Below are 19,308 nucleotides of genomic sequence, written 5' to 3' on the forward strand. Positions count from 1 at the left end.
CGCCCATCCTGCGAACCGCAGAGAGGCTCCCGCCCCCTGAGCCAGCATCGAAGATGCAAGCCCGAGGCGTTGGGCCAGGCGCGCCGCTGCCGCGGCGCGCATCACCACATATCGCCGACGGTATAGCCCGCAGGAAAAGGATCGCTGGGATCCAGCGTGTAGCTGGACAATCCATAGATCCAGCCTTGCCCGGACAGGGTTGGTACGATGGCGGGGTAGGGGCCGACTTTGGTTTCTTCGACAATACGTCCGGTGAAGGTGGTGCCAAGCGGCCCGGCGTTGACGTAGTCCTGTCCCGGCGCAAGCAGGCCCCGTGCATGTAGAACCGCCATCTTGGCACAGGTGCCAGTGCCGCAGGGGGAGCGGTCCAGAATGCCGCTGGCATCCTGCGGGCGCGCCGGGTCAAAGGCACCGGTCGACAGCGTGATGGCGCCACGCCCATGGGTGTCTTTGGCAATGGGCGCCCCCCAGAGGTTGGTGATTGTTGGGCCGGTGATTGCGGGGTTCTCCGGGTGGATGACGGGCAGCTGCTCGGCCGTGGCGTGGCGGATGGCCTCGCTCACCCGGGTGATGTCCTTGCCGTTGTCTGCTGAAAGATCGACGCCCAGCCGGTCCGCATTGGCCAGCACGAAGAACATGCCGCCCCAGGCCACATCGACGCTGACGGTGCCCAGGCCTGTGACCTCGACCTCGGCATCCAGATGCATGGCAAAGGCGGGCACGTTTCGAAAACTGACGCGCGTGACCTTGCCGTTCTTGCAGTCGGCCCGCACCCGGATCAGCCCGGCGGGTGCTTCCAGCACCAGCTCGGTTACGGGTTCGACCATGGGCAGGATCCCGGCCTCCAACAGTACCGTCACCACGCAGATGGTGTTGGACCCGGACATGGGCGGATATTCGGTCTGCTCGAATATGATAAACCCCGCATCGGCCTCTGGGTGGCCGGGCGGTACGAGGACATTGCCGCATAGCCCCGGATTGCCGCGCGGCTCGCGCAGCATCATAAGGCGGATCTCGTCGTGGTTTGCTTCCATGTCCTGCATTTTCTCGAACACGCTGCCGCCTTTCAGCAGGGGCATGCCACCGGTGATGACGCGACCCGGCTCTCCTTCGGCGTGGGCCTCATAGGTTTGCAGGATACGAGAGGTGCGCATGGGCTTGGCTTTCGCTGATGTCTGATTTCGCAGATGTCTGATACGATGAAGCTAGCAGCCTTCTGCGCATCTGCAAACGTGGCGTCCCAAATTTCAAGAGAGCCATGTGGGCTGGCCTTTGCGGCGCGGCTGCGCTATTTCGCTGGCAACGCGGCAGCGCCATTCGAGGGCCTGCGACACGGATCATGAAAGGCCATGACATGAGCTTTGAAACACCGGGGCCGGTCGAGGCCCGCCTGCGCGACGCAATCAGCCCGATTGAAGAGATCATCGAAGAAGCCCGACAGGGCCGCATGTTCATCCTTGTGGATCACGAGGACCGCGAAAACGAAGGCGATCTGGTGATCCCGGCGCAATTCGCGGATGCCGATGCCATCAACTTCATGGCGACACACGGGCGCGGGCTGATCTGCCTGCCGATGACGGCGGACCGGATCGACAGCCTCGGGCTGCCGATGATGGCGGTCAACAACTCCTCGCGCCACGAGACCGCCTTTACCGTCTCCATCGAGGCGCGCGAAGGTGTATCGACCGGCATTTCCGCTGCCGACCGGGCACTGACCGTGGCGACTGCGATCAACGAGCAGAATTCGATGGCGGAAATCGCAACGCCGGGCCATGTCTTCCCGCTGCGCGCCAAACGCGGCGGCGTTCTGGTCCGTGCGGGCCATACCGAGGCGGCCGTGGATATTTCCCGCCTTGCCGGGCTGCATCCTTCGGGCGTGATCTGTGAGATCATGAAGGAAGACGGCACCATGGCGCGGTTGCCGGATCTGGTGGATTTCGCGGCTGAGCATGGCCAGAAGATCGGCACCATCAGCGATCTGATCGCCTATCGCGCCCGCAACGACAATCTGGTCACGGAAACCTCACGGGAGATCGTGAATTCGGAATTCGGCGGCGAATGGGACATGCGCCTGTTCACCGATCAGACCCACGGCGTTGAACACGTGGTGATGATCAAGGGTGACATCACCACGCCCGAGCCTGTTCTGGCCCGCACCCACGCCCTGCACGAGGCGACCGACATTCTGGGCCTCGGCCCCAAATCCGCCCGCCAGCTGCCCCGCGCGATGGAGATCATCGCTGCCGAGGGGCGCGGGGTGGTGACCCTGTTCCGTCAGCCGCGCAACGCGCTTTATGCCTATGAGGATGACGGGTCGCGCACTGTGACCATCAAACAGACCGGGATCGGCGCGCAGATCCTGTCGAACCTCGGCCTGAAGGACCTGATCCTGCTGACCGATTCCCCCTCGACCAAATATGTGGGCCTTGATGCCTATGGGCTGTCCATCGTCGGCAGCCGCCCCATCCTGAAGGAAGACTGATATGGCCGGACACGAAAGCCACTACATCCTGCCGCGCCCCAGCTTTGACAAACCGGTCAAGCTGCTGATCGTGGTTGCGCCTTACTACAAGGACATCGCCGACAATATGGTCGCAGGCGCCAAGGCCGAGATCGAGGCCGCTGGCGGCACCTGGGATCTGGTCGAAGTGCCCGGCGCGCTGGAGGTTCCTACGGCGATCTCTATTGCCGATCGCACCTCGAACTTTGACGGCTACGTGGCACTGGGCTGCGTGATCCGCGGCGAGACCACCCACTATGATACGGTCTGCAACGACAGCAGCCGCGCGATCCAGCTGATGGGCCTGCAGGGCCTGTGCATCGGCAACGGCATCCTGACCGTAGAGAACCGCGCCCAGGCCGAGGTGCGCGCCGATCCCGCCGATCAGAATAAGGGCGGCGGCGCTGCGGCTGCGGCCTTGCATCTGATCGCACTGACGCGTAAGTGGAGCGCCCAGAGCAAGGGAGTCGGCTTTAAGGCCCCTTCCGAGGCCATCCAGCTGGCTGGCACAGACAACGGACCCACCACGGCATGACCAACCCAGACAGCGCCCCGAAGGGCAACGGCAAGACTCAGATGAAATCGGCGGCCCGGCTTTTTGCCGTGCAGGCGCTGTTCCAGATGGAGCACAGCAGCCAGACCTACGACAAGGTGATCGTCGAATTCGAGGATCACCGTTTCGGCGCTGTCTATGAAGGTGATGAATATGCCGAGGGTGACCCCAAGTTGTTTCGCCAGCTGGTCGAAGGCGCCGTCAATCATCAGGCCAAGATCGACCAGATGACCGACCGCGCGCTGGTTGCGAAATGGCCGATTGCCCGGATCGACCCGACCCTGCGGGCGCTGTTCCGCGCTGCAGGCTCCGAACTAGTTGAGACGAAGACCCCGCCCAAGGTGGTGATCAACGAATTCGTCGATGTGGCGCGCGCGTTTTTCCCCGAAGGCAAAGAGCCGAAATTCGTTAACGCGGTTCTGGATCACATGGCCCGCGAAGCGCGCCCCGAAGCGTTCTGAACCTTCTTTTCAGGTGACCTTTGCAATCAGGCGCACCCCGGTGCGCCTGTTTTTGTTTTTACAGGGGGGGATCGATATTCGTTCCGATCGCGGAGGAGATGCAGGACAAATTCCGCCGATCGCATGTATTTTCCGCTTTATTCTCTGGACCGCCTGCCGCCGGGTGCTAACATCAAGAAGCAGCCTATGGAGGGAATCTCATGCCAAAGCTCATTCAACTCTATATCCGCAACGTTGCGCTGGGGTTCGGAATCGCTGCGGTCTTCGTCGGGCTGCTGCTCTGGTTCAACGTAATGAACCTTTGGGGGCTGGTCAGCACGTCTGATGTCGGGCTTCTGGCGATCGGCATTCTTTGGTTCATGAACGGGATTGTCTTTGCCGGGGTGCAATTCGCCTGGGCGGTGATGTCACTGGCCCGCGATGATGACGCAGGGCCGCGCCGGGGAACTCCGGTGGTGAACCATTTTGAACCGATCCGGGTAAAAGCCGTGGCGCCGCGCCCGCAGGATCGCCGGAAACAGCCGCGCGACTGACCTCTGGCCCAATTCACACCATTTTGAATATAGACTGAGGTGGGCAATCGTGAGGTTGTCCGCCTTGAAGTTGTGAGGGGCCTGCCATTCAGGTGCGCGCAGCGCCGAAGCTGACCCAGATCAAGGCGATTACCAGCAAATTCTGAAACATGATGGCATGGGTCCGGTTCACCGACAGGACCCCGATTCATCTATTCGGAAAGGCCATCACATGTATCGTCTTGCTTTCATCCTGCATCTATTTATCGGCTCCACCCTTGCAGGCAGCGCCGTGGTAGCGGCCTTGGCCACGGGGCAGGACAGCCTTCAGCCCATCCTGGTCGCGGCAGCGCTTGGCTTTATCGCGGCCTTTCCGGTGACGTGGCTGGTCGCGCGCAAGCTTTACAACCTGCGCTGACCTGCGCCCAGCCTTACAGTTTCTTCTGAATGTCGTCGGCCGCCTGCTCAAGGGCGGTTCCGGCTTTGTTAATGTCGCGGCCCGCACCTTTTGCGGTTTCGCAGGCAGCAAGGCTCAGCAGGCTCAGGGCAATCAGGACATGTTTGATCATGGTGTACTCCATCGTTCTTTGCGTGTTGTCTAGCATCGCCTGAGGAGAGCAGCCAGAGGCGGAAAGTCGCTGCTCATTGAGCTGCGCGGTTCGACAGCTTTGTTGATGGAGGTCAATGTTCTCTAATAGGTGTTCGGGGATAAGCGCGTGGCAACATGTACCGAACACGACCTATCGGGAGGATTAGACGAATGGCATTTGAGATCCGTAAAGAGGCGCTTGAGGCGCGGCGCAAGGCCCTGACAGGGCATCTGGTCGAGGTGGAGCACACGCTGGACGCGCCCATGCCCAAGGATTGGGAGGACCGATCGTCCGAGCGGCAGGGCGACGAGGTGCTGGAAAGCCTTGGCAAGGCTGAACTGGATGAGCTGCGCCAGATCGATGCGGCACTGGCGCGTATCGAAAGCGGTGACTATGGTTTCTGCCAGATCTGCGGTGATGCCATTTCGGCTGAACGGCTGGACCTGCTTCCTGCGACACCGTTTTGCAAGAAATGCGCTAAATAGGACTGGTGACCGGGGCATAGGCGCGCGGGGCGTCGGGCGGCGCTTTCCTTTGGCGCGCGCCGGGTCTAAAGCGATCATAGCTTTTCTGACACGGAGATACCCTTATGCCCTGCGCCCTCTGTTCCGCCGACGCGCCCCTGTCCTTTGTTGAGGTTCCGGGAGGGCCGGACGGCGCCGGGGTTGAGATCTGTGCCACCTGTGCAGAGCAGATCGCCGGAGATCTTGATCCCAACCACTGGCGCTGCCTGTCATCATCGATGTGGTCGGAAGAGCCTGCCGTGCAGGTGCTGGCGGCGCGTCTTCTGGCACGTCTTTCCGATCAGGACTGGGCCCGCGATCTGGCCGAGCAGCTGTGGCTGGACGATGAAACCCGCGCCTGGGCCGACAATGTTCCGGCGGCCAGCGCCCATGTGGACAGCAACGGCGCACCTCTGGCGCAAGGTGATAACGTTGTCTTGATCAAGGACCTTCCGGTCAAAGGGGGCGGGTTCACCGCCAAACGCGGTACGGCGGTGCGCGGTATTTCCCTGGTTCAGGACAACCCCGAACACATCGAAGGGCGGGTCGAGGGTCAGCGGATCGTCATGCTCACAAAATTCGTGAAGAAGAAGTAGATGCCGCATGGCATCAGCCCAGCAATTTCCCAAAGCCACCGTTGCCGCGCCTTCCGCGATGTGGCACAAGCAATATCAACAGACTGAACAGACGAGTTTAGCACATGACTGACTTCGCCGAACGTCGCCGCATGATGGTCGACACCCAGGTCCGCCCCTCGGATGTGACGAAATACCCGATTATCGAAGCGATGCTCGCGGTACCTCGCGAAAGCTTTGTGCCTGATGCACAACGTGAAGCCGCCTATGCGGATCAGAACATCGATCTTGGCGACAGCCGCGTCCTGCTGGAGCCGCGCACCCTGGCCAAGATTCTGGATGCACTGGATATCCAGAATGATGAGCTGGTGCTCGATGTGGCTTGCGGGCTGGGCTATTCCACGGCTGTGGCTGCCCGCGTTGCCCAGATGGTGATCGGCGTCGAACAGGACGAGGACATGGGCCGCGACGCTCAGGATCAACTGGCCGAGGCCGGAGCTGACAATGCCATCGTGCACGTTGGTGCGTTGGCCGAAGGCGCAGCGGAACATGGTCCCTATGATGTGATCATGATCCAGGGTGGTGTCGAAGATGTTCCTTCGGCGCTGCTCGAACAGCTGCGCGATGGTGGCCGGATCGCTGCGGTCTTCATGACCGGCGCGCTGGGAGAGGTGAAGATCGGCCATAAGACAGGCGGCCAGGTTTCCTGGCGTTTTGCATTCAACGCGGGCGCCCCGGTACTGCCGGGCTTTGAAAAGGTTCGCGAATTCGCACTATAACCCGCCGGGGCAGAATATTCCCGCGTCCCGGGCAGGGGGTGCGGGGTGAGGCAAACCAACCGCGGCTGGCGGCGCGGCAAACGATAAGGCAACCGATGCGAAAGAAATTCTCGGTCCGTTTTTTGAAAACGTTTGTATATGTCGGCGCAGTTGCAGCGGCGCTGGCCGCGCCAAAATCCGCGGTGGCGGACAACCTGTCGGACGCCATGATAGGCGCCTACAAAACCAGCGGATTGCTGGAGCAAAACAGGGCGCTGCTGCGCGCCACGGATGAAAGCGTCGCTGTTGCGGTGGCGCGTTTGCGCCCGATCGTCGATTTTGCGATGACCGCAAGCCACCGCTACAGCCGGGGCATCTCCACCTTCGGGTTTCGCGACCACGATACCAATGGGCTTGATGTCGGTGTCTCGATGGAATGGCTGCTTTATGACGGCGGCGCCTCGCGGCTGGGTCAGCTGGCGGCGCAGGAAACGGTTCTGGCCACCCGTCAAAGCCTGCTGGATATCGAGCAGCAAGTTCTGTTTTCCGCCGTTCAGGCCTATGTGAACGTGCTGTTGCAGCAGGACACCGTGCGCCTGCGGGGCAACAACCTGCGTCTTCTGCGCGAAGAACTGCGCGCCGCTCAGGACCGGTTCGAGGTCGGCGAAGTGACCCGCACCGATGTCGCCCTCGCCGAAAGCCGTGTGGCAGCCGCGCAGGCCAGCCTCACCGAAAGCCAGGGCGATCTGTTGGAGGCCAAGGCGACCTATATCGAGGTGGTCGGCAACCCGATCAACGTAGTTGCAGGCCAACCGCCGCTGCCGCAGCGGGTTGCCTCCTTGCAGGCCGCTGAAAGCGTTGCGATGCGCAATCATCCCAGCCTTCTGGCGCGTCAGCATTCGGTGAAGGCAGCGCAGCATACTGCGGCCAGCACTGAAAAGAACCTTGGCCCTAGCGTGCGCCTGCGCGCCGATGCAGGCCATACCTATGATCTGAACGGCAACGGCGATTCGGACACCTCAGGTGTCAGCCTGACCCTGTCCCAGCGGCTTTACGCGGGCGGCGGGCTTGCCGCGGCGCGGCGGGCGGATATTGCCCGGCTGGATGCCGAAAGGGGCGCGCTGATCTCCACCCAAAGATCCGTGACCCAATCGGTGGCGGCGGCCTATGTGTCGCTTGAAGCAGCGCGGGCCAGCCTTGTGTCTTCGGTCGAGCGGGTGCGGGCGGCGCAGGTCGCATTCGAAGGGATCCGCGAAGAGGCCACGCTGGGCGCGCGCACGACACTGGATGTGCTGCAGGCCGAGCAGGAGCTTCTGGGCGCGCAGACCGCGCGGGTGCAGGCGCGGGCCAATCAGGCGCTGGCGGCCTATCAGTTGTTGCAAGCGCAGGGCCTGCTCACAGCCGAGCATCTGGGGCTCGCCGTCGAGATCTATGATCCGACCCTGTATTATAATCTGGTCAAGGACGCTCCGGCCCATATCAGCAAGCGTAGCAAGGATCTGGACCGGGTCCTGAAGGCTCTGGGCCGCGACTGACGCGCGTTCTGGCGCCGGAAACCACCGGGAACAACTGAAAATTTACCCTAATTGTTGTGTGGCCGCCGTTCGGCGGCTACAGTTGTGTCACTGGCTAAAGTGGTGCTGATTATTATGTCCGAACCTGTGACACAGGCAGAAATCGAAGATGTCCTGTCCTCTATCCGTCGTCTCGTGAGCGAAGACGACAGAAAAGGGGCTGCCCGGGTCACCGGGGCTGCGGAGCCTGCGTCACCGGAGCCAGCCGAACCACGGTCCGAGAAGGCGGCGACGCGACTTGTGCTGACTCCTGCGCTACGGGTGTCAGAGGCCAAGCCAGAGGCGGCCGACCCTATCGATACAGCATATGCGCGGGAGGTACCCCCTGAGGTTACCGACAGCAGCGCCAGTTCGATCCCCGCGGTGGAAGTCGATACAGACCCCGCCTCGGTGGTCTTTGATGAGACAGCCGCAGGGGCGGCAGGGCAGGCCGTTGAACCGGCAGAAGAAACACCGGCAGAGGAAGCCCAGAGCATTTCCGATGAGGATGCCACTGATGCGGAGGAAGATGCGCCCTGGAAAGATCCCTGGGCCACCCTCTATCAAGCGGCGGGCGTAACCGGAGTTGAAGGCTTTCAGGATGCTTCTGATGAGGTAGAGGCGGAGTCTGAAGCCTCCCTGTCCGATGCAATGCTGGAAGAGACTGACCCAGCTGACCGGGTGTTCGCCGTTGTGCAGAAAATTACTGAGCTAGAAGCCAAGGTTGCGCGCTCCGAAGAGCAATGGGAGCCAGACGGTAGGTCCAGCGATCCCTATGCAGGTACCAATGTCGAAACGCTGCAGTGGCAGGATCATCACGACGAGGATCTGTCTTCTGAGGAAGCAGCTGATGCGCATGAAGAGGTGGTGTCCTGGCCTGACAGCGATATCTCTTCGGGTGCAGGCGACGATGCCGAGACTGCGGTGGAAGCAGAAACTGAGGATCCAGCGCGCGGCATTGCCGAAGAGGCCATCACAGCCGAGACGCTGGACGCGCTGACCGAAGAGGACAGCTATCTGGACGAAGACAGCCTGCGCGAGTTGGTGGCCGAGATTGTTCGCGAAGAATTGCAGGGCGCGCTTGGTGAGCGCATCACCCGCAACGTCCGTAAACTGGTGCGCCGGGAAATCCACCGGGCGCTGGCAGCACAAGACCTGCTCTGACCTCCTGCGCTACGGCATTAGGTGGCATTGGTTGCCTCCTGAGTTATGGTCATGTTCTGTGTAAGCGGCGCCCCTGCCGAACATCAGGGCAGAGCGCTCCCGCCCGGATCGGGCATTTTTCAATTCCCCTCTCCCGTTGGGCCGGGCGCCGCGCTGCGCACGGCGCGGTCGCGCTCTGGCACGGGGCGCTGCGCCTATGTGCGCCGACTGACGGGCTGCGACAGCTCGAGCAGTTGATTGAGGTCCATGTAGCGCTCCAGATGCGCTGCAAGATCATCCAGAGCCGCATCGACACCATCCTCGTAGGAAGTCCGGCTTTCATGCCCCAGATTGGCCAGAAAGGCAGCGCGGAAGGCATCGGAGCTGAACAGCCCATGCAAGTATGATCCTCGCACGCGTCCATCCGGTGACGCCGCGCCCTCGGCCCGGTCTTCGACGCTGAGCCAGGCGCGGTCTGTATCGGGGCCACTGGTGCGCCCCATGTGGATCTCGTAGCCGGAGACCGGCAGGTTACCGTCCCGCGTGGTGGCCTTGGTCAGGGTCACGCGCTTGTCGCCCACCATGGTCGTATGCACGTCCAGCAGGCCAAGCCCGGCCACCTTGCCGGGGCGGCCGTCGACCCCCTTCGGATCATCAATGGTCTGGCCGAGCATCTGATAGCCGCCACAAAGACCCAGAACATGACCACCGCGCCGGTGGTGTGCAAGGATGTCGATGTCCCAGCCTTGGGCGCGCAGAAAGGTGAGATCGCCAATCGTGGATTTGCTGCCGGGGATCAGCACCAGATCTGCATCGCCGGGCAGGGCACGCCCGGGGGGCACGATCTCTACCGTCACATCAGGTTCGGCGGCCAGCGGATCCAGATCATCGAAATTCGCCATCCGCTCCAGCTGTGGCACCACCACCTTGCAGGCCCCACCCGCGCGGGAGGCGATGTCCATCATATCCTCGGCTGGCAGTTTCCAGGCGTCCCAGAACCAGGGGACAACGCCCAGCGAAGGCCAGCCGGTGCGGGCCACGATATCGTCGCGCCCGCCGTCAAACAGGCTGAGATCGCCGCGGAACCGGTTCACGGCAAAGCCGACGATGCGTTCCAGATCCGCAGGCTCCAGCACCGCCTGGGTACCGACGATCTGCGCGATGACGCCGCCGCGGTGAATGTCACCCACCAGCACCACCGGCACCTCTGCCGCGCAGGCAAAGCCCATGTTGGCGATGTCGCGCGGGCGCAGGTTGGTTTCCGCCGGAGAACCGGCCCCTTCGATCAGCACCAGATCGGCGTCAGCTGCCAGGCGGTAATAGCTGTCGAGTACAGCCTCGAGCAGCCCCGATTTATCGCGCATGAAGGATCCGGCGCCCTGGGTTCCGCGCCGTTTTCCCTGAACGATAATCTGAGCGCCGGTATCGGTTTCGGGCTTCAGCAGCACCGGGTTCATATCCGTATGCGGCGCGCGCATGGCAGCGCGGGCCTGCAGGGCTTGCGCGCGGCCGATTTCGCCACCTTCGGGGGTGACAGCCGCGTTGTTCGACATGTTCTGCGGTTTGAACGGCGCCACCCGCAGGCCGCGCCGCGTATAGGCGCGCGCCAGCCCCGCAACCAGAAGCGATTTTCCGACATTGCTGCCGGTGCCTTGGATCATCAGTGCCCGTACCGTCATGCGCCTGCCTTGCTGCTCACTCTTGTTCGCGCAGACAGTTGCAATGCGGGCGGGCGCAGGTCAACGGCAATCGAAAGCATGGCCTGATCGGATGGTGGGGCAGGGGCCTGCGGAAGCTGTGCGGCGATATTGGGGGGCAGGAGGTGCACGGAAGTCACCGGCGACAAAAGCGAGGCTACAAAAGAAAAACGCGCCCCCCAGGACGCGCTTTTCTGTGTCTCAATGGCAGCTTAGATCAGGCAGCTTCGGCCTGTGCAGCATTGCGGCGCTCGCTTTCTTCACGCGACAGTGCGACCGAAGTCCGCACGCCACGACCGACGAATTCCATCAGCCCTTCGACCACGCGCTCGTTCGGGTCGATCCCGGCGCAGGAAAGGACTTCACGGCCATCGCGAGAGCGCGCCCACCGCGCGATCTGCTCGGGGCCGTTCCCGTATTTCTTGTCGTCAGCGATGGCGTCGTCCAATGCGGCCAGCACCACGGCGGCAAAAAGTTTGCGTGCGCGGTTGCCTTGCTCGTTATTGTAAGCGGTGCCGTCAACGAAATCTCGCATCCCGTTTCCTTTGTTGTTCTTGCTATTGCAATTTCGGCGTGGCGCTCCTTATGACGGAACTATGACGATTCGGATAGCCCGTAGATGCATAGCTTTCATGCGATTTGTGCATAGCTTGCGGGGGGGTGCCCACGAGATATCGTTGTCTTGCCAGCCGAGTCCACGCCAGATATAGGGGCAGTTAAGAGTTCATCAACCACCCGAGAGGGATTTTTCCGATGCCCAAGATCAACGGTAACGAAATCCGCCCTGGCAATGTTCTGGAGCACAACGACGGTCTGTGGGCCGCTGTGAAGGTCGATCACGTCAAACCCGGCAAGGGCGGCGCCTTTGCTCAGGTCGAACTGCGCAACCTGCGTAACGGCTCCAAGCTGAACGAGCGGTTCCGCAGCGCGGACAAGGTCGAACGTGTGCGCCTTGAGCAGAAAGACCAGCAATTCCTGTATGAAAACGACGGCATGCTCGTGTTCATGGACACCGAGACTTATGAGCAGATCGAACTGCCCGCCGATCTGCTGGGTGATCGTCGCCCGTTCCTGCAGGATGGCATGACCATCGTTGTCGAGTTCTATGAGTCCGAAGCTCTGAACGCCACCGTGCCGCAGAAGGTCACCTGCAAGATCGTCGAAACCGAGCCGGTTGTAAAAGGCCAGACGGCTGCGAATTCCTTCAAGCCCGCGATCCTTGATAACGGTGTCAAAGTCATGGTGCCGCCCTTCGTCGGTCAGGACGAGATGATCGTGGTGAACACCGAAACCATGGAATACTCCGAGCGCGCCTGATCCGGCCTGCTGCATCGACGCAATAATGCCCCGCGCAGTCCTGCGCGGGGTTTTCTTTTGCATAACGGCTTTGCGTTCAGTCGAGCGACAGGCTGAAGCCGCAGATATCCATCATCTTGCCATAGGCCGCCGTGAACCCGGCGAGAGAGGCGCGTAAGATGGTGCGTCCGCCCGCCTCGATCACCATGCTGCTGCCCTTTTTCATGGCCTTCAGGACCGGCCGGTTGTTGGGCAGGTTGATCGCGGCCTCGGCGTGCGCAAGACCTTCATTCGTGAGCGTGACGAAGGCGGCGCCGGAAAAGATGGTGCCGGTGTCGACGCGGAACTGGATGACCTGACCGTCCTGCATCTGCGTGGTGTAATGGCGCGGCGCGGTTTCGCTGATCACCGGGTAGGGGTAGAAATCCGGCGGGCCGACATCGCCGTCCGACACCTCAAGGCGCAGCACCGGGTCGCCATCGCCGCCGGTCGAGGCCTCACAGGTGCGGCGCAGGTCTTCGCCAGTGTCGATCTGCTCGCTCCAGACGCGCCAGTCCTTGTATTCCCAGTAATCGGCTGCACCTGCCTGCAAGGGCAGGCTGGTCAGGGCCAGCAGAAAAATCGCGCGCATGTGATAAATTCCCTCAGTGATACCGTCGCCGCCATAACATGCCGACGTCTGAGTATCTAAACCCAACAGGTTAAATGAGGCTTGCGTGCTATAAGGCCGCCTATTCGGACCAGGAGAGCCGGGCCTCGCCCGCCTGCAAGTCTTTGTCCCTGGCCCGGTCATAGCGCAGATAGGCAATCGCCTTGCCGCCACTTTGCGTGAACAGGGTGCCTGCGGCCTTGTCTCCGGCGGTGATATCGGTGCCCACGGGGGCCGTGCCTTCGATTTCCACGATCTGCAGCCCCTTACGCAGCTCGGTCTTGTGTTTCATCCGGGCGGTCACCTCTTGGCCGACATAGCAGCCCTTGCGGAAATCGACCCCGTTCAGCGCCTCGAACCCGGCCTCAAGGATATAGCTGTCCGGCGTCAGTTCGACGCCGCTTTCGGGTATGCAATGGGCGATGCGCAGCGCATCCCAGTCGCTGCCGTCATCGCCGCCCTCGGCGCCATAAAGGCGCCAGCCCATATCCGGGTGGCGCGGATCGGCAAAGGCGCCTTTGGGGGCGGGGCCGGTGCCTCGGCGCACCTGCAGATCTGTGACCTCGATCTGAACATCTGCACGCAGGCGGTACATCGACAGGCGTTTCATCAGCCCTTCGGCCAGATCCGCGTCGACATCCAGCAGAACGTCCGCGCCGTCAGGGGCCAGAAAGAAATCGGCCAAGTATTTGCCCTGCGGCGTCAGCATTGCGGCATAGACCAGCACGTTCTGGTCCAGTTTTGCGACATCGTTGGTGACCAGCCCCTGTAGGAAGTCACGGGTGTCGGGGCCGGACAGGCGAAGAATTGTGCGGGCACTCATGTCTGTTCTCCAGTTGATGGGGGCGGATCAGCAGATCACCATGTTCTTGTTTCAGCAAGTGATATAGAAATCACAGCCGAGTTGAACAGGAAACTGCCCATGCCCGCTCCGATCAGTATCGTGATCCCGACACTCAATTCCGAGGCGGAACTGCCCGGCTGCCTTGAGGCGCTGATGGAGGGGTTGGCCTCAGGACTGATCCGGGAGTTGGTGATCTCGGATGGCGGATCGCAGGATCACACGGCCACCATTGCCGAAGAGGTCGGTGCCGAACTGCTGAGCGGCGCGCCGTCGCGGGGCGGACAGCTGCGCCGGGGCTGCGAAGCGGCACAAGGCGACTGGCTGCTGATCCTGCACGCCGATACCCGACTGTCCGCGGGCTGGAGCGATGCGGTGTCCCGCCATCTGGAGCAGGGCGAAGGCAGGCCGGGGTATTTCCGCCTGGCGTTCCGGGCCCGGGGGCTGCGCCCGGCGCTAGTGGCGGGCTGGGCGAACCTGCGGGCGCGCCTGTTTGGTCTGCCCTACGGCGATCAGGGCTTGCTTGTGCGCCGCAGCGATTATGAGGCAATGGGCGGCTACCCCGATCAGCCATTGATGGAGGATGTTGCCCTGTCGCTGCGTCTGAAGGGGCTTGTCGAGATCCCGGTTCAGGCGCAGACCTCGGCCGCGCGATACGAGCGCGACGGCTGGCTGCGGCGTGGCGTCCGCAATCTCTGGACGCTCACGCGCTATGCCCTTGGCGTCAGCCCAGAGCGGCTGGCGCGGGCCTATCGCAAATAACCCTCTGCTTCTTTACCGGAAGACCCGGCGCCAGACACGCCGGAACAGACCGGATTGATCCGCAGACTGCTGCGCCGCCAGAGGCTGCGCCATATTGAGGTCTTCGCGTTCTACCAGCGTCTTGCCGTCCTGGAATTGCAGGCGATAGAGATCGGCGTAGATCCCACCGCGCTCCAGCAGCTCGGCATGGGTGCCCTGATCCATCACCTCGCCGCGCTCCATCACCACGATCTTGTCCGCGTTGCGGATGGTGGACAGGCGGTGGGCGATGACCAGCGTGGTGCGCCCGCCCGACAGCCGGTCCAGCGCCTGCTGCACGACCTTTTCCGATTGCGCGTCCAGCGCCGAGGTCGCCTCGTCCAGCAGCAGCACCGGTGTGTCGCGTAGCAGGGCGCGCGCGATCACCACCCTCTGCCGCTGCCCGCCCGACAAGGCAGAGCCGCGCGGCCCCACGAGGGTATCAAGACCATTGGCCAGCTTGGGCAGGAAGTCAGAGACATGGGCGGCGTCCAGAACCTCTTTCAGGCGCTCCTCGCTGACATCCGTGCGTCCCAGAAGGATGTTTTCCCGCAGGGTTTCATCAAACAGCAGCGCCTCTTGCGAGACCACCGAGAACAGGCCGCGCAGGTCCTCGAAGGCGAGATCGCCCACCGGGGTGCCGCCAACCGTGACCAGTCCGGATTGCGGATCGACCAGTCGTGTCAGCAGGTTGAAAATGGTGGATTTACCGGCGCCCGAGGCCCCGACAAGCGCCGTGGTCTTGCCCGGCTCGGCGATCAGCGACAGATCCTTCAGGATCGTGGTGTCACCATAGTTCAGCGTGACGTGATCCAGGCGCACCTCGGGCAGGCCCTTTGGCGCGGCCACGGGCTTCACCGGCGGCAGCAGCTTGATCGGCGCGTCCAGAAGTTCCTTGATACGCTCCATCGCGGCTGCGGCGCTTTGCCAGGTGCCGCTGATCGAGGCAAGGCGGCGCATCGGGTCAAAGGCAAGGCCGATGGCGGTGAAGAAGCTCATGAACTGGCCGACAGTCTTTTCGCCGGTGATGATTTCCTGGCCGCCATAAAGAACCACGCCCATGACACCGAGACCGGCCATGATATCGATCATGCCGGTGATCGAGGCAGTGCCGAAAGAGGCACGCACTTCGGAGCGCACGAACTGGTCCATATGGGTGCTGAACCGGCGCGCCTGATACTGTTCCAGGCTGTTCAGCTTGATCGGCACGATGCCGTGGAAAATCTCGTCCAGCCGCGTCGCCAGCGAGGCACCAAGATCGCGCGCGGTGGCGGCTTTCTTGCGGACATAGCGTTGCAGCGCCGAGATCGGCAGCAACAGCAGGGGCAGGCCGATCAGCATGATCGCCGTCCAGCGCCAGTCGACGCTGATGGCAACGCCAAGGACGGCCACCATCTGTGCCATGTCGCGCCCCGCACCGGTGATCAGCGCTTGCCAGACCTGATTGATCGCCATGACGTCGCTTTGAACGCGCTGGATCAGGAAGCCCGGCGGGTGCACCTGGTGAAAGGCTGGATCCTGACGGATCAGCCGGTCCAGCATGTCCTTGCGCATGTGCGCAGCCGAGGTCTGCGAGATCTTCGACAAAATGACCTTCTGGCAGACGCTGGCGACACCGCGCAGCGAGAAGATGATCAGAAAGGCCAGGCTGACCCAGAACAGGGCGTCGGAATTTCCGGCGACAAAGACCAGATCGAACATCGGCTGCATCATGTAGCTGAGCGCACCAACAGTGCCGCCTTCGATCAGCATAAAGACCACCGCAAGGCCCAGCAGGCCCATGTAATGGCGCAGATAACCGCGCCACAGCCAGATGATCAGCTCTTTCGAGGAGGTGTGTTTGCGGGTCATGCAGGACGGTTCCGGCTGGTGTATTTGCAGGATGTGCGGGTCATGCGGCGCTTTCTGTTTTTGACCCGGGCCATTTAAGCAGCTGAGGCTTTAGGCGCAAGCTTTGCGCCATGCCCGGTTGATGGGCAGTCCCGTTGCACTGCACCCATTGTGGAATTGACCTTCCTCTGCCGCATTGTACTGTACCGGAAACTTTGAGCGCGAACCGGCCCCAGGCCCAGGGTTCCATTGCAGGGAAGATCAAAGATGAGCGGGACTTTAAACCTATCGGCAGGGCGATCCTATCTGGCGATCCCGGGACCTTCGGTGATTCCGGATCAGGTGCTGCAGGCGATGCACCGTCCGTCACCCAATATCTACGCGGGTGAGCTGGTGGATATGACCGCGACACTGATCCCGGATCTACGCCGGGTGGCGCGCACGAAGCATCACGCGGCGATCTACATTTGCAACGGTCATGGCGCCTGGGAGGCTGCCCTTTCGAATGTGCTGCAGCCGGGGGACAAGGTGCTGGTCCCGTCCTCGGGGCGGTTTGCTATCGGTTGGTCGGAAATGGCTGAGGGGCTGGGCATTGACGTGGAGGTCATCGATTTCGGCAACCATGCGCCCTGGGATCTGGCCCGTGTGGCCGAGCGGCTGAAGGCGGATACCAGCCATCAGATCAAGGCGGTGCTGGGGGTGCATGTCGATACCTCCAGTTCGATCCGTAACGACGTACCCGGCCTGCGCGCGGTTCTGGATGCGGAGCAGCACCCGGCGCTGTTGATGGCCGATTGCATCGCCTCGCTGGGCTGTGACCGGTTCGAGATGGACGACTGGGGCGTCGATGTCATGGTCACCGGCAGCCAGAAGGGACTGATGGTCCCGGCGGGGCTGGCCTTCGTGTTCTTCAACGACAAGGCCGCCACGGTGCGCGCCGCGATGCCGCGGGTCAGCCGCTACTGGGACTGGACCCCGCGCGCCAACCCGGAAGAGTTCTACCAGTATTTTGGCGGTACCGCGCCAACCCATCATCTTTATGGGTTGCGGGCCTCGCTCGACATGATCCACGCCGAAGGGATCGAAAACGTCTGGGCACGGCATGCGCAGCTGGCCCGTGCGATCTGGGCGGCGTGTGAGGCCTGGGGGCAAGACGGACCCATGGCAATGAACGTGACCGATCCTGCGCTGCGTTCCCATGCGGTGACGGCACTGCGTCTGGGCGGATCGCGCGCGACGCAGCTGCGCGAGTGGCTGGAGCAGACCCTGGGGCTGACATTGGGGATCGGCCTTGGCATGGCGCCGCCGCGCAGCCCGGAATGGCACGGGTTCTTCCGGCTGGGCCATATGGGGCACCTGAACGGTCACATGGTCATGGGGCTTCTGGGCGGTATCGAGGCGGGCCTGCGCGCCCTTGATATTCCTCACGGCGCCGGGGCGCTGGATGCAGCCGCGGCGGTTCTGGCCGAAGCCGGGCAAAAGGCGTCCTAAGGAGGGCGTGAGCGAAAACGGATGATCAGGCAGGGCCTTGTTCCTGCCTGAGGTCAGGCTCGCGTTTCAGGTTCTCATCTCGAGGCGGGTGATCATGTGGTTGATCAGCGCGGCCAGCAGCAATACCGGCACCATGCCGTAGAGCAGCCACAGGGTGAAAAAGATCCACGGCATGTTGATGACGGCAAAACGCAGGGTGTTTTCCAGCAGATCCGGTGCCTGCGCTGCCGCCTGATGCGGGCGTTTCCGTGCGGTCTTGTCCTGTTGCATGGTGCAGCTCCTTAGGCGCGGTTCGGAGCGAAGACTGGCACAATTCAGTGAATGCGGGGTTAAGCGCCCTGCGGCCAGTCGGTCGCAGGGTTTGATCCCCGTCGATCAAGCCTGCCGTGCGCGCTCCAGCGCGATGGGCAGCGCCTTGGCAAAGGCATCCAGATCCTGGGGCCGACCACAGCTTACGCGGATGCAGCGGTTTTGCGGCGCGGCGAAGGGCATGCGCACGAAAACGCCCTGATCCACCAGCCCGTCCAGTACCGCCTTGGCAAAGGCTCCGTCCTGTCCGCAATCAATAGCAACGAAATTGGTGGCCGAGGGCAGGGCAGTCAGCCCGTTTGCACTGGCGATCTCTGCAATGCGTGTCCGGGCCACTGCGATCTCATTCGTCACATGCGCAAGCCAGTCCTGATCTAGCAGCGCCGCCAATGCGCCCGCCTGCGCCATGCGGTTCATGCCGAAATGGTTGCGCACCTTGTTGAAGGCCGAAATCAGATCCGCCTGCGCCATGGCATAGCCAACGCGGGCGCCCGCCATGCCATAGGCCTTGGAAAAGGTGCGCATGCGGATGACGCGGGTATCGTTGATGTCGATCGGCGCTGCGGTGCCTTCGGGCGCGCATTCCACATAGGCTTCGTCCAGCAACAGCAGGCAGCCATCGGGCAAGTGATCCAGTGCGGCAACGATATCGGCGCCGCTGTGCCAGCTGCCCATCGGGTTGTCGGGGTTGGCAAGGTAGACCAGCTTGGCATCGACCTCCGCCGCCTTGGCAAACAGGGCCTCGGGATCTTCGTGGTCGTCGCGATAGGGGACCGTGTGCAGTGTGCCGCCAAAGCCCGCGACGTGGTAATTAAATGTCGGATAGGCGCCCAGCGATGTCACCACGTGATCGCCGCTGGTCACCAGCATGCGTACCAGATAGCCAAGCAGCCCGTCGATGCCCTCGCCGACCAGAATATTCTCGGGTGCGACGCCGTGGAACCTCGCGAGTTCCATGCGCAGATCATAGCTTTGCGCGTCGCCGTATTTCCAAATCTCGCCCGCTTCGGCCTGCATTGCGGCAATCGCCTTGGGCGAGGGGCCAAAGATATTCTCATTGGCGCCAAGGCGGGCGGCAAAGGGCGCGCCGCGCTCACGCTCCTGCGTTTCGGGGCCAACAAAGGGCACGGTTGCAGGCAGGGACTGGGTAAGCGGGGTATAACGAGGTATGGTCATGCGGGCAGATAACGTGAACCGGCCCGCCGCATCAAGTGGGCATGGCGGCAGCGAATGTCGCAGGTTCTGCGGGTGGCAAGCCTTGCAGAGG

Annotated in this window: 22 protein-coding genes; 13 read left to right on the forward strand and 9 right to left on the reverse strand. The window is 62.4% G+C overall.

The window, feature by feature from the left end; all coding sequences use genetic code 11:
- Nucleotides 1-101 precede the first annotated feature (101 nt).
- Nucleotides 102-1,154 carry a proline racemase family protein gene (locus AC5SSZ_RS03265; protein WP_495436900.1) on the reverse strand — a complete coding sequence of 351 codons (1,053 nt, stop codon included), beginning with the start codon at nt 1,152-1,154 and terminating at the stop codon, nt 102-104.
- Nucleotides 1,155-1,354: 200 nt separating this feature from the next.
- Here AC5SSZ_RS03265 and ribB point away from each other — a divergent pair, with 200 nt between their 5' ends.
- The 5 genes from ribB to AC5SSZ_RS03290 all read left to right on the forward strand — a co-directional run bounded on the left by ribB (nt 1,355) and on the right by AC5SSZ_RS03290 (nt 4,444).
- Entirely contained in the window at nt 1,355-2,482 is a 1,128-nt protein-coding gene (ribB, locus tag AC5SSZ_RS03270) for a 3,4-dihydroxy-2-butanone-4-phosphate synthase (protein WP_065270902.1), read from the forward strand.
- Between the two features lies 1 nt (nt 2,483).
- The gene (locus tag AC5SSZ_RS03275) at nt 2,484-3,035 is read left to right on the forward strand and encodes a 6,7-dimethyl-8-ribityllumazine synthase (protein WP_274832418.1); all 552 of its coding nucleotides are present in this window, start codon (nt 2,484-2,486) and stop codon (nt 3,033-3,035) included.
- Nucleotides 3,032-3,514, forward strand: coding sequence for a transcription antitermination factor NusB (gene nusB, locus AC5SSZ_RS03280; protein WP_065270900.1), 483 nt, complete (start codon nt 3,032-3,034; stop codon nt 3,512-3,514). The genes AC5SSZ_RS03275 and nusB overlap by 4 nt, the downstream gene beginning before the upstream one ends.
- A 200-nt stretch (nt 3,515-3,714) precedes the next feature.
- Nucleotides 3,715-4,047, forward strand: a complete 333-nt coding sequence (locus AC5SSZ_RS03285) for a hypothetical protein (RefSeq protein ID WP_274828262.1) — start codon at nt 3,715-3,717, stop codon at nt 4,045-4,047.
- Nucleotides 4,048-4,258: 211 nt separating this feature from the next.
- The gene (locus AC5SSZ_RS03290) at nt 4,259-4,444 is read left to right on the forward strand and encodes a CTP synthetase (RefSeq protein ID WP_495436903.1); all 186 of its coding nucleotides are present in this window, start codon (nt 4,259-4,261) and stop codon (nt 4,442-4,444) included.
- A gap of 13 nt (nt 4,445-4,457) precedes the next feature.
- Here AC5SSZ_RS03290 and AC5SSZ_RS03295 read toward each other — a convergent pair whose 3' ends face one another.
- Nucleotides 4,458-4,595, reverse strand: a complete 138-nt coding sequence (locus tag AC5SSZ_RS03295; RefSeq protein ID WP_116560370.1) for an entericidin A/B family lipoprotein — start codon at nt 4,593-4,595, stop codon at nt 4,458-4,460.
- Nucleotides 4,596-4,786: 191 nt separating this feature from the next.
- Here AC5SSZ_RS03295 and AC5SSZ_RS03300 point away from each other — a divergent pair, with 191 nt between their 5' ends.
- The 5 genes from AC5SSZ_RS03300 (at nt 4,787) to AC5SSZ_RS03320 (ending at nt 9,169) form a co-directional block, all read left to right on the forward strand.
- Nucleotides 4,787-5,101: a TraR/DksA family transcriptional regulator gene (locus AC5SSZ_RS03300; RefSeq protein ID WP_065270897.1), complete on the forward strand. Its 315-nt coding sequence runs from the start codon at nt 4,787-4,789 to the stop codon at nt 5,099-5,101.
- Nucleotides 5,102-5,205: 104 nt separating this feature from the next.
- Nucleotides 5,206-5,715, forward strand: a complete 510-nt coding sequence (locus AC5SSZ_RS03305) for a PhnA domain-containing protein (RefSeq protein ID WP_495436906.1) — start codon at nt 5,206-5,208, stop codon at nt 5,713-5,715.
- 104 nt (nt 5,716-5,819) lie between these two features.
- Nucleotides 5,820-6,473, forward strand: a complete 654-nt coding sequence (locus AC5SSZ_RS03310; RefSeq protein ID WP_274832422.1) for a protein-L-isoaspartate O-methyltransferase family protein — start codon at nt 5,820-5,822, stop codon at nt 6,471-6,473.
- Between the two features lie 95 nt (nt 6,474-6,568).
- Nucleotides 6,569-7,987 (forward strand): TolC family outer membrane protein, encoded by a 1,419-nt coding sequence (locus tag AC5SSZ_RS03315; RefSeq protein WP_065270894.1) that lies wholly within the window; start codon nt 6,569-6,571, stop codon nt 7,985-7,987.
- Nucleotides 7,988-8,089: 102 nt separating this feature from the next.
- The gene (locus tag AC5SSZ_RS03320; protein WP_495436908.1) at nt 8,090-9,169 is read left to right on the forward strand and encodes a hypothetical protein; all 1,080 of its coding nucleotides are present in this window, start codon (nt 8,090-8,092) and stop codon (nt 9,167-9,169) included.
- A gap of 194 nt (nt 9,170-9,363) precedes the next feature.
- On the opposite strand, the gene AC5SSZ_RS03325 is transcribed toward AC5SSZ_RS03320, so the two are convergent.
- The gene (locus AC5SSZ_RS03325) at nt 9,364-10,827 is read right to left on the reverse strand and encodes a cobyric acid synthase (protein WP_495436910.1); all 1,464 of its coding nucleotides are present in this window, start codon (nt 10,825-10,827) and stop codon (nt 9,364-9,366) included.
- A 235-nt stretch (nt 10,828-11,062) separates the two neighbouring features.
- A complete protein-coding gene (locus AC5SSZ_RS03330; protein WP_065270891.1) occupies nt 11,063-11,380 on the reverse strand; it encodes a DUF6280 family protein in 318 nt (105 codons plus the stop codon).
- Between the two features lie 218 nt (nt 11,381-11,598).
- Between AC5SSZ_RS03330 and efp the strand changes: the two genes are divergently transcribed.
- Nucleotides 11,599-12,162, forward strand: coding sequence for an elongation factor P (efp, locus tag AC5SSZ_RS03335; RefSeq protein WP_065270890.1), 564 nt, complete (start codon nt 11,599-11,601; stop codon nt 12,160-12,162).
- Between the two features lie 76 nt (nt 12,163-12,238).
- Here efp and AC5SSZ_RS03340 read toward each other — a convergent pair whose 3' ends face one another.
- Together AC5SSZ_RS03340 and ygfZ are read right to left on the reverse strand one after the other, a co-directional pair.
- Nucleotides 12,239-12,772 (reverse strand): invasion associated locus B family protein, encoded by a 534-nt coding sequence (locus AC5SSZ_RS03340; protein ID WP_495436913.1) that lies wholly within the window; start codon nt 12,770-12,772, stop codon nt 12,239-12,241.
- Between the two features lie 100 nt (nt 12,773-12,872).
- Nucleotides 12,873-13,613 (reverse strand): CAF17-like 4Fe-4S cluster assembly/insertion protein YgfZ, encoded by a 741-nt coding sequence (gene ygfZ, locus AC5SSZ_RS03345; RefSeq protein ID WP_495436915.1) that lies wholly within the window; start codon nt 13,611-13,613, stop codon nt 12,873-12,875.
- Nucleotides 13,614-13,712: 99 nt separating this feature from the next.
- Here ygfZ and AC5SSZ_RS03350 point away from each other — a divergent pair, with 99 nt between their 5' ends.
- Nucleotides 13,713-14,393, forward strand: coding sequence for a TIGR04283 family arsenosugar biosynthesis glycosyltransferase (locus tag AC5SSZ_RS03350; protein WP_495436917.1), 681 nt, complete (start codon nt 13,713-13,715; stop codon nt 14,391-14,393).
- Between the two features lie 12 nt (nt 14,394-14,405).
- On the opposite strand, the gene AC5SSZ_RS03355 is transcribed toward AC5SSZ_RS03350, so the two are convergent.
- A complete protein-coding gene (locus tag AC5SSZ_RS03355) occupies nt 14,406-16,262 on the reverse strand; it encodes an ABC transporter ATP-binding protein (protein WP_495436919.1) in 1,857 nt (618 codons plus the stop codon).
- Between the two features lie 246 nt (nt 16,263-16,508).
- Between AC5SSZ_RS03355 and AC5SSZ_RS03360 the strand changes: the two genes are divergently transcribed.
- A complete protein-coding gene (locus tag AC5SSZ_RS03360; protein ID WP_495436921.1) occupies nt 16,509-17,732 on the forward strand; it encodes a pyridoxal-phosphate-dependent aminotransferase family protein in 1,224 nt (407 codons plus the stop codon).
- Nucleotides 17,733-17,798: 66 nt separating this feature from the next.
- On the opposite strand, the gene AC5SSZ_RS03365 is transcribed toward AC5SSZ_RS03360, so the two are convergent.
- Together AC5SSZ_RS03365 and AC5SSZ_RS03370 are read right to left on the reverse strand one after the other, a co-directional pair.
- Nucleotides 17,799-18,002, reverse strand: a complete 204-nt coding sequence (locus AC5SSZ_RS03365; protein WP_495436923.1) for a histidinol phosphate aminotransferase — start codon at nt 18,000-18,002, stop codon at nt 17,799-17,801.
- Nucleotides 18,003-18,107: 105 nt separating this feature from the next.
- The gene (locus tag AC5SSZ_RS03370; RefSeq protein ID WP_495436925.1) at nt 18,108-19,217 is read right to left on the reverse strand and encodes a pyridoxal phosphate-dependent aminotransferase; all 1,110 of its coding nucleotides are present in this window, start codon (nt 19,215-19,217) and stop codon (nt 18,108-18,110) included.
- Nucleotides 19,218-19,308: the final 91 nt, after the last annotated feature.

The organism is Phaeobacter sp. CC-HEC084 (genome assembly GCF_059429255.1).